Origin of the sequence: Leptospira semungkisensis (assembly GCF_004770055.1) — a bacterium.
GTDB lineage: Bacteria > Spirochaetota > Leptospiria > Leptospirales > Leptospiraceae > Leptospira_B > Leptospira_B semungkisensis.
The window spans coordinates 491,662-504,545 of the sequence record NZ_RQEP01000019.1; the positions used below are offsets into that span (position 1 = coordinate 491,662).

The window sequence follows — 12,884 nt, forward strand, 5'->3', positions numbered from 1 at the left end:
CGCATGGAATCGAGTAAGACCAAGAAAGGCTTGGTCATAGTTCATACAGGACCCGGAAAAGGAAAGACAACTGCCGCCTTAGGGATCCTATTTAGAGCCTTAGGTAGAGGGATCAAATGCGGAGTCGTGCAATTCCTAAAGGGAAAATGGGAAACAGGAGAAAGAAAATTTGCGAAGACGATCCCTGACCTAGACTTTCATGTAATGGGGCTCGGATTTACTTGGGAAAGCGATGACTTGGATAGGGACAAGGAAGCGGCAAAATCCGCCTGGCAAAAATCTTCCGAAATGATCTTATCCGGAAATTATAAAATCATAATATTAGATGAGATCACTTACGCATTTCATTACGGCTGGCTTAATGTGGAAGAAATCGTAGATGTACTTCAAAAAAGGCCGGAAGATGTCCATGTTATCATCACAGGAAGGAATTGCCCAACAAGCATTACCGATCATGCCGATCTTGTCAGTTTCATAGAATCACGCAAACATCCCCATGAGAAGGGCATACCTGCTCAGATCGGGATTGATTATTAGAATAACATGATGAATGAAATAAATATTCCACGCATTCTAATTTCCGGAACAGGAAGCGGAATCGGTAAAACAACACTGGTAGTCGGACTTACAAAAGCCTTGCAAGCAAGAGGACTCAAGGTCTCCGTCTTTAAATGTGGACCAGATTATCTGGATCCAACCTACCATTCCCTTGTAAGCGGAAATACATGCCAAAATCTTGATGGATGGCTAATGGGAAAAGAAAGCGTTCTTTCCAGTTTTGCAGAAGCCTCTCATTGCTCAGATATTGCTCTCATAGAAGGAGTAATGGGACTTTTCGACGGACATTCCCCACACTCGGATATAGGCTCTACTGCCGAAATAGCAAAATGGCTGCAGGCACCTGTAATCGCATTAATCGATGCTTCCGGAATGGCGAGAACGTTTGCAGCCATCGCGACAGGATTAATAAATTTCGACCAGGAAGTTCTCATAAAAGGATTCATAGCCAATTTCGTCGGAAGCGAAGGACATACCTCTTTGCTAAGATCGGCGCTCTTACCTACTCCTCTCTTAGGTGGACTTCCAAAAGCGCAAGACCAATCCTTCCCGGAAAGACATTTGGGATTACACTCTGCAACAGAGGAGATCCTAACCGAAGACAAATTGTCTTTCTGGCAAAACATTTGCGAATCCTATTTAAATATAGATGATATTCTTGACTTAGCAAAGAAGGCTTCTCCAATCCCGATCAAAGAAGAAGAAAGAAAAACTGCGAAGACACCCAGCTGTAAGATAGGAGTCGCTAGAGATAAAGCATTCCATTTTTATTATAAAGAAAATTTAAGAAGATTAGAAGAATCCGGAGCCGAGCTCATCTATTTTTCCCCAATCGAAGATAAGAGTCTACCGAATGTGGACGGTCTGTATTTGGGAGGCGGATATCCCGAACTTTATGCGTCTTCTCTTTCCAAAAATTACGATCTATTGCATGAAATTCGGAACTTTGCTAGATCTGGAGCTCCAATTTATGCGGAATGCGGCGGGCTCATGTATTTATCCAATGAAATTCAAGACCTACAAGGAATTTCTTATCCAATGTTGGGTCTCGTCCCCGGAAAAGCGGTTATGGGTCCTAAGTTAAAGGCCTTAGGTTATGTGGAAGTGCATACCGAAAAAAACACTATCCTGGGAGAAGCAGGAATAAGATTCAGAGGTCACCAATTCAGATACTCTGATCTCTTATTAGAAAATCCTAAAGACGAATTATTTTCTTATAAAATACGAAAACGTAAAGCAGATCTAACTTCTTCCGAAGGATATACAGTCGGAAATATACTAGGCTCTTATGTGCATGCTCATTGGGCTTCCAATCCTTCTATCCCGGAGAACTTTGTGGAATCTTGCAAGAGGTTTCGAAAATAATGCCCTTCTCCGATTCCATATTAAACATATCCGAATCTTGGTTAGAGCTCTACCTATCAGAACCACATCATTCTTTAAGTTGGGCGGTGGTGGGGGGCGGTTGGCTCACGGTAAAGAAAGCATACTGGTTGCGAGTAACAAACTCAGATCTGAATCCAGAAACTATTCCAGAGGAATTCTACAGGTCCCGCCTCTCCGAAAAAGAAGAGAACGAAGAAGTTCTTGGATTTATGACAAGCGCCTCCCTTTCCGATCATTCAGTAATTATTCAAAGCAAAGAAGGCATGCATGTTCGATGCATTGCCACTGTAGGACTTGGAAATTCTGTCAGAGTTGGAGATCCTCCCAACATTCAGAAGAAGATTGGTACGATCAATATACTTGTGCAAACCTCAGAACCTCTTACTCTTTTAGCAAGCTTAGAAGCAATCTCAATCGCATCAGAAGCAAGAACATTGGCAGTGTTAGAGGCAAAAATAGAGAGTAAAGCAGGAGAAGGTCTTGCAACCGGCACCGGAACCGATTGCATCGGAATACTTTCCCCGAGTCGTAAAGAACAAATTGATTATGCAGGAAAACATACTGTCTTCGGTCATCTCATCGGAAGCGCAACCTACCAGGCAGTAAAAATAGGAATACAAAACTGGAAACAAACCAGGAACGCATTTCAAAAGAATAATATATCAGGCAATGTACATCAATGAAAAAAAATATCTGCCTTTTGAGACATGCAAGCATAGACCCGCAATATCATTCTCGCTATATTGGAAAAACAGATTTAAGTATCTCCGAGCAAGGATTACTCGAAATTGAAAGAGTAAAGGAAGTGCTTCCATCCAAGTTTTTGGAAGGGAAGGTATATCTTTCCCCTTCCAAACAATGCCTTGAAACTTATAATGCGTTAGGGAAACATGAATACACAAATCCTGAACTCAAGGAAGAATTGAAAGAATTCGATTTTGGAGATATAGAAGGCCATCGACTCCAGGATCTTACAAACGAAAACCTTTCCCAATTTCAAGAATGGGGAAACTTCCACCCTGAATTTCATTTTCCGAATGGAGAGAAAATACTTAGCTTCACAAATAGAGCGGAAAAGTTCATAAATCTAATACGATCTTCGGAAAATAAGAATATTCTAATAGTATCACATGGTGGCATTCTTTCTCTTCTACTATGCATATTCTTACGACTCCCCTCTTCTTCTTATCTTAATTTCCAGATACTTCCTTCAACTATTGTTCTCTTAGAACTGTATCAGACTGGACAAGTGGCTCTGACCGGATTCATTCGATGCAATTCCCAAAGGAGATGCGAATGGCCAGGATGATCTTCATAAGCGGAGGCTGCAGGAGCGGAAAAAGTAAATTCGCACTGGAACAAGCCGGAAAAGAAGAAGGAGAAAAAATCTTTCTCGCTACCTGCCCCAATATTGATGAGGAAATGAATTCCAGAATAGAAAGACACAAACAGGAAAGAAAGGGCTGGAGAACAATAGAAGAAGAGATCGAACTCTCTCAAATTTTCTCAGACTTACCTCCTGGTTCCGTAATCATCCTAGATTGCCTAAGTTTATGGATCAATAATCTAATGTACCGGTCAAGTGGCTCTTTAACACAGGACGAAGTCCAAGCTCTCAGTCTGAATCTCGCCAACTCTATCCAAGCATCCAATGCAAAATCAGTTTTTATCGTCACAAACGAAGTCGGCATGGGATTAGTTCCGGAAAATAGAGAAGGAAGAACATTTAGAGATCTATTAGGAATTTGTAATCAAGCAATCGCTCTCTCTTCTCAGGAAGCGTATTTTTTAGTCAGCGGGCTTTCCATTTCGCTAAAGCCAAAACCGGAGAATGCAATATGAGCGAACAAGAGCCTAAGCACGGGGGAAATTTAGAAAGAATGGCCAACCTCGCGGGAGTTTCTTCTTCCGAGATTTTAGATTTTTCAGCCAATCTTAACCCTCTAGGATTTCCGGATTGGGTTCGGCCTCTCATCCATTCCAAAATAAGCGATTTAGCCTTTTATCCGGATCCGAACTATACACAGACCAAGAAAGCGCTGCAAGAATTCTGGGACATTCCTACAAATGAAATCGTGTTGGGAAATGGAGCCTCCGAGTTAATCTACGCCTTTCCCAAAATATTGAATTTCGATCTGGCAATCCTTGGTACGCCTTCCTATTTAGATTATAAAAAGGCAATAGAGATAGCCAATATTCCCATCCGTTCCCTTGAGTTCAAAAAGGAAGAAGAATACAATTTCAACCCAATCGAATTAGAAGAGATTCTGTTAGAAAATAAAAATCGATCGAACCTAATCATTCTCGGTCATCCGAACAATCCTACTGGAAAATTATTAGATAAAGATTCAGTAATCAAGATTGCAAGCGCCCATCCGAATTCATTTTTCCTAATTGATGAATCTTTTATAGATTTTTATGGAGATGAGGCTTCTTTCAGAAAGCATAGGACTGATAATATTGCCGTTCTTTGGTCTTTAACAAAGATCTTGGCTCTCCCCGGCCTAAGATTAGGAGTGCTTCTAGCTAATCCGAAGATATCGGAACAAATATCCAAACAAATTCCGGACTGGAATGTAAATACGCTCAGCGCATCCGTATTAGAAAGGTTCGGAAGAGATAAAGACTTCATTCTAGAAACAAGAAAGAAAGTGTCAGAATGGAAGACTTCTCTCCAAGAGGAATTGCGCAAACTCGAAATATTTAAAGTTTACGCAAGCAATGCGAACTTTCTTTTATTAGAGATTCTAGATGATTTCATTTCTTCCGAGGATTTAACCCGAAGAATGTTAAAAGAATTCGGAATTGGAATAAGAAGCTGCGACAATTTTGAAGGTTTAGGAAAACATCATATTCGAGTTGCCATTAGAACTCCTGAAGAAAATGCAAGATTGATAGATGCATTCGCTTCCGTGTTCCAGAAGAAGAACAATCGAACTCCTAAAAACAAACGTAAGCCAGCACTGATGCTGCAAGGCACGGCTTCCAATGTGGGAAAAAGTATTTTAACGACCGCATTATGCAGAATACTCACCCAGGATGGCTTGAGAATCGCCCCGTTCAAGTCTCAAAATATGGCATTGAATTCATTCGTAACGTATGACGGAGCCGAGATCGGAAGAGCACAGGCCTTGCAAGCCCAGGCCTGCAAAATACAAGCCGATTATAGGATGAATCCAATACTCCTTAAACCTTCTAGCGAGAAAGATTCACAAGTCATTCTAAACGGAAAACCTGTGGATGCGATGGACTTTAGAGAGTATATGAAATTCAAGGCGAGCGCATTCAATGAAGTAAAGAAATCTTATGATTCTTTGTCGGAGGAATTCGATCTTGTAGTTTTAGAAGGAGCCGGAGGAATATCCGAAGTCAATCTAAAAGAGAAAGATATCGTCAACATGAGAATGGCCGAATATGCAAAGGCCAAAGTATTACTGATCGGTAATATAGATCACGGAGGAGTGTTCGGTTCTTTTGTAGGAAGCATGGAGACACTCTCAGAATGGGAAAGGAAACTTGTCGCCGGATTTATTATCAATCGATTCAGAGGAATAAAGCAGCTTTTAGATCCTGGGATACAGTATTTAGAAGAAACTACCGGAAAGAAAGTCTTCGGCATTGTCCCTTTTTTAAATCATCTAGGACTTCCGGAAGAAGATTCTTTAGAATTTAAATCCGGAAGTTTAAATGACAATTCTCCATTAGGAGACCGGATCGATATAGCTTTAATCGATACTCCCAGAATCTCGAATCATACCGATTTGGATGCATTACGGATTGAACCGGATGTAAGAGTCAGGATCGTAACCAGAAGAGAAGAGCTCGGATCTCCGGACGTGATCATTCTTCCTGGAAGTAAGAACGTAATCACAGATCTGGATTACTTAAAAGAATCAGGAATCTTCGAAGACATTTTAAATTTTCATAAAGAAGGAAAAACGGAGATCATCGGAATCTGCGGTGGATACCAAATGCTTGGACAATCCGTTCATGATCCTTTTAAAATAGAAAGCAATCGAGGATCCGCATCGGGTCTGGGATTGATTGAGATCCGCACAACCTTAGAAAAGGAAAAATATCTGAAGCAGACGGAAGGTTATCATCTTCCTTCTAAAAAGAAAGTGATCGGTTATGAAATACATCACGGGGTCACGCAGGCAAACTCCAATCTTCAGATCCTCTTTCAAAACTCTATGGGAGAGGCGATCGGTCATGAAGGAATTTCGGAAAATATATGGGGGACTTACCTACACGGAGTCTTTGACGAAGATGAATTCAGACGTTGGTTCTTGGATAGGATTCGAGTAAAAAAAGGAATGAGACCCTTCGAAAAGGTCCAAGCAAAGTATGAATTAGAGACAAACCTAGATCGATTGGCAAAGGAAGTGAGAGAGTCGTTGGATATGGATATGATCTATAGGATACTCGAAATCCAATGAATTCAATTTGGCTGATCCCTGCATCGATACTATTAGACTTGGGACTCGGAGACCCGCAAGGACTCCCCCATCCTGTGAGGCTTATGGGAAAATTTTCTCGTTTTCTGGAAAGAATAACAAGAATTGCAATCCCTTCTTATTCTTTCATAGCCGGACTTCTCACAGCAATTATCGTTTATTCAGCTTCATTCTTCTTGCCATGGCTTTTACTAAAATTGTTCTCGGAGATCCATCCTTTTCTAGAAGCGATACTTTCTGTTTTTCTAATATATACCAGCATCGCCTTAAAAGACTTAATCGACCATAGCAAGGAAGTTTATTTTTCTTTAAAAGAAGGAAATCTGCAAAAAGCAAGAGAAAGAGTCGGAAGGATCGTAGGAAGAGACACGGAATCTCTTTCCGAACAAGAAATCGTGAGAGCAACTGTCGAAAGCATCGGCGAAAACCTCGTGGATGGGATTACCGCTCCACTATTCTTTGCAGCAATAGGAGGTCCAGCCTGGGCTGTCTTATACAGAGCTATCAACACTTTAGATTCTCTTTTCGGATATAAGAATTCAACATACATTAAATTCGGTTGGACCTCTGCAAGAGTCGATGATCTTGCCAACTATATTCCAGCGAGGATCACCGCTCCTCTACTTTCAATCTCTTCCGGTTTGATTGGTTTTTCTGTGATGAGTTCTTTGCGAATCCTTTTTAAGGACGGCCGTAAGAACCCAAGTCCTAATTCGGGCCTTTCAGAAGCAGCTCTTGCAGGGGCATTGAAAGTCCAACTTGGAGGTAGAAACTACTATCATGGGATCTTAAGTGAAAAACCGAAGATCGGCGAGCCGAGGGAAGAATTAAGTGCTCAGAAAATCTTAGATGCAAACAAAATCATAGTGATCACTGCGATACTCACCTCCATCGTTTACTTAGTGGCGATAAAATTATTTTCCCATCTATTCGAATATCTACCATCTCTTAGAGTCTTTTCATCATGACACAACAAGAACGCCAATTATATATATTCAGACATGGAGAAACAGATTGGAATATAGAAGGACGACTCCAAGGACATAAAGAAAGTAAATTAAACAAAAACGGCATATACCAAGCAGAAATATTAGCAAAGAGACTAAAAGATATCAATTTGGAGATCCTCTTCAGCAGTGACCTATTGAGAGCAAAAGAAACGTCTTTGATTATATCAAAATTTTTGAAAATAGATGTAATTTACCATACTGGATTAAGAGAAATATATTCAGGAGAGGCACAAGGAATCCTCGAATCGGATCTAATTCATAAATTTGGCAAAGAAACATATTTGAAATGGAAGGAAGATGACAATGAGTCTGGATCATTCCGATTTCCTGGAGGAGAATCCAAGAAAGAAGCAAGCGATCGAATTTCTCAAACTGTAAAGGATCTAGTCCGAATTTATAATAAAACTAAAATCGGAATTTGCACTCATGGTTTCGTAATGAAACAATTTTGTGAAAAGTTTTCCGGCAAAACAATGCATGAAAGAAAGATCGAAAATTGTGAAATAAGAAGGCTTATCTATCTCGAACAAGAGGAAAGAATTTTAAACGTTTAATAATTCTTTAATCATCTAATTCAATTTTTTATTGTAAGAATATATTTCCCAAAAACTATGGACCTAACTTTTAGGATGAAGTTGGGTGCAAATCCCGCGCTGACCCGCAACTGTGATTCGATTTCCTTAGATATCGAAAAGCCAGATCTCCCTGCGAACTTAAACCTCGAGGATAGGTAATTCGCAATTCTCGCCTCGCACGTCCGTGCTATCGCGAAGGGCCCCAAAAGTTAAAATTCGGGGCTCCCGAACCAAAAGAATGACAAAGACAGAAACATTATAATATATAAATATATTTATATTATTTCAACTAACACATGTTAACTCTTTTAGGTTTCGGAATTTTCCCATGGAAACGGATGGAACAATGAAAAAACCTATATTCCGATATATCGGAATGCTAATGGTCACGTATTTTCTTAGCGAGATGCAAGGCACTTTGAACGCTCAGGATCCTGTAGATCAATCAGAAAAGAATAAGAAATCAGACGCTGAAAAACAAAAGCAGGAATTAGTTAAGAAGATCTCCGAATACAAACCGGATGCGATCGTGATCCGGGACAGAAGATCCAATCTTATAGGCATAGCCTCTTCCGCCAGTGAAGGAGTGGTAGGCTCAGACCAGATCAGAACGAGGCCTATCTTAAGAGCGGGAGAAGTAGCTGAGCTCGTTCCCGGAGTGATCGTAACTCAACATAGCGGCGGAGGAAAAGCGAATCAATTCTTTCTAAGAGGATTCAACCTGGATCATGGAACCGACCTGGCAACCAGCGTAGAAGGTATGCCAGTAAACAATCCAAGCCATGCCCATGGACAAGGATATACCGACCTCAACTTTCTTATTCCGGAATTAGTTGAGCAAATGCAATATAAGAAAGGGGTTTATTATGCAGACCAGGGAGACTTTGCTTCTGCAGGTGCATTCAATATTTCTTATTTTAAAAGCCTATCTAAAGGAATAGCAAATGTGGAAGGCGGAACTCTTGGCTATGCAAGAGCCTTAATCGCAAAATCCTATAAGGTTGGTCCAGGAGATCTATTGTACGCAGTAGATTCTTCACATAATGACGGACCTTGGGTGATCCCGGATAATTTACGAAAGGCAAATGGTGTATTGAGCTACTCTATCGGAGACAAGCTTAAAGGGATTAGCATTAGTGCAATGGGCTATAAGGGCTCATGGCATTCAACGGATCAAATCCCCAAAAGAGCAATTGCAGATGGAAAGGATCCCTATGATCCGAACTCCGACGGCTTAAGTAGATTCGAGAGCGTAGATAAAACGGATGGCGGTTGGTCGAATCGTGCAAGCGTCAATTTAGAGGCGCATCATATTGATAAAGACCATGAGGCAAAAACCCAACTCTACGGGATATATTACGATTTAAGATTATTCTCAAATATGACTTATTATTTGGACGATCATGAAAGAGGCGACCAACACGAACAAATGGACAGACGAACGGTAGTCGGAAGTAAATCTAGCTATAAGAGCATAAATGAAATCTTCGGATTAAAAATGGAGAATACTGTAGGACTTCAAATAAGAAGAGATTATATCCTCGACGGATTATTCCATACGGAGAGCCGCGCCAGATTAGAAACAATGAAGGAAGATAGTATCGTCCAGATGAGTACTGGGGCATATTATGAAAATAAAATACAATGGGCCAAGAAATTTAGAACCATCTTAGGTGTTAGAGGAGATACATACGATTTTAAAGTAGACGATCTTCAGACATTTACTTCCTCCAGAAGGATTGCCGCTATTTATAGTCCCAAAGGAAGTTTCGTATTCGGTCCTTGGCTTAAAACTGAATTTTATATCAGCGCTGGAAAGGGTTTTCATAGTAATGACGCGCGTGGAGTCGTGTTAAAGCAAAATCCAGCCGATCCGTTAGTAAGAACAAGCGGGGGAGAATTCGGATTAAGAACGGAGCCTGTGAGTGGCTGGCAATCCACATTCTCTATCTGGCAGTTAGATATGGACTCCGAGTTATTATTCACTGGAGATAACGCAACAACTGAACCGAGTCGTCCAAGCACGAGAAAAGGGATAGAATGGGCAAACTACTATTCGTTCCGATCCTGGTTGATGATAGATGCTGACTTTGCCACATCAAGGTCTAGATTCAGAGATACAGATCCTGCAGGAAATTATATCCCTGGATCGATCCGGAGCACATTCGCCTCAGGAATTACATTAAGAGATCTTGATGGATATTTTGGATCTATTCGAGTCAGATATTTCGGCCCCCGATCCTTGATCGAAGACAACTCAGAACATTCTGCGGCAAGCACTACAGTCAATCTTCAAATCGGAAAGAGTTTTGGAGAAGATTGGAATTTGGTTTTTGAAGTATTCAATTTACTGAATGCTAGGGTAAGTGATATAGATTATTATTACGCTTCTCGACTTAAGAATGAACCGGTGGGTCCGAATGATGGAGGTTACAATGATATCCACACTCACCCAGCCCTTCCAAGATCAGTACGTATTTCCGTTAGATCGACTTTCTAAACTTAGTTGATTATCTTTTCACCAAGTCCCGAATTACCAAGATATGGTCCACATCCACTTCTTGGATTTCGGGAAGAGTTTTAGTAATTGTAAGGACCTCAGTAGTCAAACCATTCTTTGATACGAGTAACCCATGAGAAGGAACCCCACGATTCTCTGAAACGTCCTCTAACTTGAAATCGTTCTCTTCCGATAGATTTTTAACTCTTAGAACTTCTTGCAGTGGCTTTCCAAGAGCTTCTTCCTCCATCCAACCGGTCATTTTTTCTGCAGCCGGATTCATAAAAGATATAAGACCGAGCGAATTAGAAGCAATAATCCCTTCTTCCAGATTCCTTAGTTCTTCGGAAACCATCCTTTCTTCTTCCATGAGCTCATGATCGATCTGGTATTTGTACAATATCAATTCAATGATAATCTGAAGTTCCCTTGTTTGGAAAGGTTTAAGAATATAAGCGTTCGGCTCCGTCAATTTAGCTCTTTGGATCGTTTGCGCATCGGAAGATGCAGTAAGATAGATAATAGGTACGTCTAAGAATTTTCGGATTCTCTTAGCAGCGTCTACTCCGTCCAAGTAACCGTTCTCTAAAATAATATCCATTAAGATCAGATCAGGTTGCATAGAAATTGCCTGCTTCACTGCCACTTCTCCAGTTGCAGCTATGATAGGCTCGGGATAGCCCATTCTGATCAAGCGTTGCTTTAAATCCTGCGCAACCAATCCCTCGTCTTCTACGATAAGTATCCTAGTATTTTTCATGCCCCCACCTTTTTAGAAGAAGGGTCCACGACGTCCTTCACATACTTCATGACAGTAGAAAGGAGCTTATTATAGACTTTTCTTCTCCTCTCCATTTTATGTTTATTTAATGCAATTTCTATCGCTATCTGCAACTCCTTCGTTTGAAAAGGTTTAAGTAAATAACCATAGGGCCTAGTACTTTTACTCCGTATCAAGGAAGCTTCGTCCGCATACGCAGTAAGGTAGATAACGGGAACGTCCGCCTTATCCGCCAACTCTTGAACGGTTTCTATCCCGTCATAATCTCCCTTTGAAAGCATAATATCCATCAGCATCAGATCCGGTTTATCCAGTATCGCCTTTTCTAAGGCTTCATTGCCGGTGGCAGCGATCTTTATCGCTGAATATCCAAGCCCAGAGAGCCGATTGAAAATATCTTTCGCTACGATATTCTCATCTTCGACGATTAAGATCTTTGCCTGGTTCGTAATCATCTTCGAACCCGACTTCTTTCCCTAAAGACCAGAGTGAACTTGGTCCCATTGCTCTTGTCTAAAGATAAACTTCCATCAATCTGATGTGCCAGAGTATTTACTAATTGTAAGCCAAGAGAATCGGTTTGCTTATAATCTACTTCCTCCGGAAATCCAACTCCATCGTCTTCTACCGTTAAAAAGTAATCTTCATTAACGATCTTGATAGAAATAGAAATCTTCCCTTGAGTCCTTTCCTTAAACCCATATTTCAAAGAGTTCGTAACCAATTCAGTGACGATCAAGCCGCAATGAATGGCAGTATCCAGACTCAGATGAACACGATCCGCATTTATCTCGAAGTATATCTTAGAGTTCACTCGGTATGTTCTCAGCAAATTCGTCACAAGGCTATTCAGATATTCTTTAAAATCTGTTTGAGCAAGATCCTCATTCTGGTAAAGGAGCTCATGGATCAAAGCGATAGACTTGATCCTAGACTGGGAATCTTGGAACATCTCTAGACTTCTTCTGTCAGTGATATAATTTCCTTGAAGGCTCAATATGCTCGAAACGATCTGAAGATTATTCTTCACTCGGTGATGTATTTCACGTAAAAGCACTTCCTTTTCACGAAGAGAGAGCCTGAGAGCCTCCTCAGCTTTCTTACGTTCCGAGATTTCCATAAGCAATTCGTTATTTACTCGATTCAATTCGGAGGTTCTTTCAACCACTCTCAGTTCCAGTTCTTCGTGACTTTGTCGAAGAAGTTCCTCCTGAATCCGCAATATCTTGTTTTTCTTATGTAGATCTACGAAAACGGATACCTTTGATTTAATAATCTCCGGAGCAAGAGGCTTAACTAAAAAGTCAACAGCGCCGAGAGAATATCCCTTAAACATACCTGTTTCATTATTTCCGTAGGCTGTTAGAAAAATAATCGGGATCCTAGAACATTTCTCCCTTTGTCGGATCATAGAGGCCGCTTCGAATCCATCTAGACCGGGCATCCGAACATCCATGAAGATCAGAGCAAAATCCTCAGGCTCTTTCAATAGCACCTTAAGAGCATCCTCACCGGAGTTGGCCTTGACCAAATTCAATTCAGGATCCTCTAGAATATGATCCATCACCTGCAAGTTATCCGGGTTATCATCTACTAGAAGCACATTTACTTTCATGA

12 protein-coding genes are annotated in these 12,884 nt (G+C 40.8%); 9 read left to right on the forward strand and 3 right to left on the reverse strand.

Going from position 1 to position 12,884, the window contains the following annotated elements:
* Window positions 1–3 precede the first annotated feature (3 nt).
* From cobO to EHO59_RS16660, 9 genes are all read left to right on the forward strand, one after another.
* Window positions 4–537, forward strand: coding sequence for a cob(I)yrinic acid a,c-diamide adenosyltransferase (gene cobO / locus EHO59_RS16620; protein ID WP_246052995.1), 534 nt, complete (start codon window positions 4–6; stop codon window positions 535–537).
* A gap of 6 nt (window positions 538–543) precedes the next feature.
* The gene (locus EHO59_RS16625; RefSeq protein ID WP_135589574.1) at window positions 544–1,923 is read left to right on the forward strand and encodes a cobyrinic acid a,c-diamide synthase CobB; all 1,380 of its coding nucleotides are present in this window, start codon (window positions 544–546) and stop codon (window positions 1,921–1,923) included.
* The gene (locus EHO59_RS16630) at window positions 1,923–2,627 is read left to right on the forward strand and encodes an adenosylcobinamide amidohydrolase (RefSeq protein ID WP_167882129.1); all 705 of its coding nucleotides are present in this window, start codon (window positions 1,923–1,925) and stop codon (window positions 2,625–2,627) included. Before EHO59_RS16625 ends, EHO59_RS16630 begins: the two co-directional genes overlap by 1 nt.
* Entirely contained in the window at window positions 2,624–3,253 is a 630-nt protein-coding gene (locus EHO59_RS16635) for a histidine phosphatase family protein (RefSeq protein WP_246052997.1), read from the forward strand. Before EHO59_RS16630 ends, EHO59_RS16635 begins: the two co-directional genes overlap by 4 nt.
* The gene (cobU, locus tag EHO59_RS16640; protein WP_135589575.1) at window positions 3,241–3,786 is read left to right on the forward strand and encodes a bifunctional adenosylcobinamide kinase/adenosylcobinamide-phosphate guanylyltransferase; all 546 of its coding nucleotides are present in this window, start codon (window positions 3,241–3,243) and stop codon (window positions 3,784–3,786) included. The genes EHO59_RS16635 and cobU overlap by 13 nt, the downstream gene beginning before the upstream one ends.
* Window positions 3,783–6,383 carry a cobyric acid synthase gene (locus EHO59_RS16645; RefSeq protein ID WP_135589576.1) on the forward strand — a complete coding sequence of 867 codons (2,601 nt, stop codon included), beginning with the start codon at window positions 3,783–3,785 and terminating at the stop codon, window positions 6,381–6,383. The genes cobU and EHO59_RS16645 overlap by 4 nt, the downstream gene beginning before the upstream one ends.
* Window positions 6,380–7,369, forward strand: coding sequence for an adenosylcobinamide-phosphate synthase CbiB (gene cbiB, locus EHO59_RS16650; RefSeq protein ID WP_135589577.1), 990 nt, complete (start codon window positions 6,380–6,382; stop codon window positions 7,367–7,369). The genes EHO59_RS16645 and cbiB overlap by 4 nt, the downstream gene beginning before the upstream one ends.
* The gene (locus EHO59_RS16655) at window positions 7,366–7,965 is read left to right on the forward strand and encodes a histidine phosphatase family protein (RefSeq protein ID WP_135589578.1); all 600 of its coding nucleotides are present in this window, start codon (window positions 7,366–7,368) and stop codon (window positions 7,963–7,965) included. The genes cbiB and EHO59_RS16655 overlap by 4 nt, the downstream gene beginning before the upstream one ends.
* 367 nt (window positions 7,966–8,332) lie before the next feature.
* Window positions 8,333–10,486: a TonB-dependent receptor gene (locus EHO59_RS16660; RefSeq protein ID WP_135589579.1), complete on the forward strand. Its 2,154-nt coding sequence runs from the start codon at window positions 8,333–8,335 to the stop codon at window positions 10,484–10,486.
* 10 nt (window positions 10,487–10,496) lie between these two features.
* Here the strand turns inward: EHO59_RS16660 and EHO59_RS16665 are convergent, their stop codons facing one another.
* Genes EHO59_RS16665 through EHO59_RS16675 form a run of 3 tightly spaced genes read right to left on the reverse strand, consistent with a single transcriptional unit; the run spans window position 10,497 to window position 12,882 of the window.
* Window positions 10,497–11,246, reverse strand: coding sequence for an ATP-binding response regulator (locus tag EHO59_RS16665; protein ID WP_135589580.1), 750 nt, complete (start codon window positions 11,244–11,246; stop codon window positions 10,497–10,499).
* Window positions 11,243–11,722 carry a response regulator gene (locus tag EHO59_RS16670; protein ID WP_135589581.1) on the reverse strand — a complete coding sequence of 160 codons (480 nt, stop codon included), beginning with the start codon at window positions 11,720–11,722 and terminating at the stop codon, window positions 11,243–11,245. Before EHO59_RS16670 ends, EHO59_RS16665 begins: the two co-directional genes overlap by 4 nt.
* Window positions 11,719–12,882: a histidine kinase dimerization/phosphoacceptor domain -containing protein gene (locus tag EHO59_RS16675; RefSeq protein WP_135589582.1), complete on the reverse strand. Its 1,164-nt coding sequence runs from the start codon at window positions 12,880–12,882 to the stop codon at window positions 11,719–11,721. The genes EHO59_RS16670 and EHO59_RS16675 overlap by 4 nt, the downstream gene beginning before the upstream one ends.
* Window positions 12,883–12,884 lie beyond the last annotated feature (2 nt).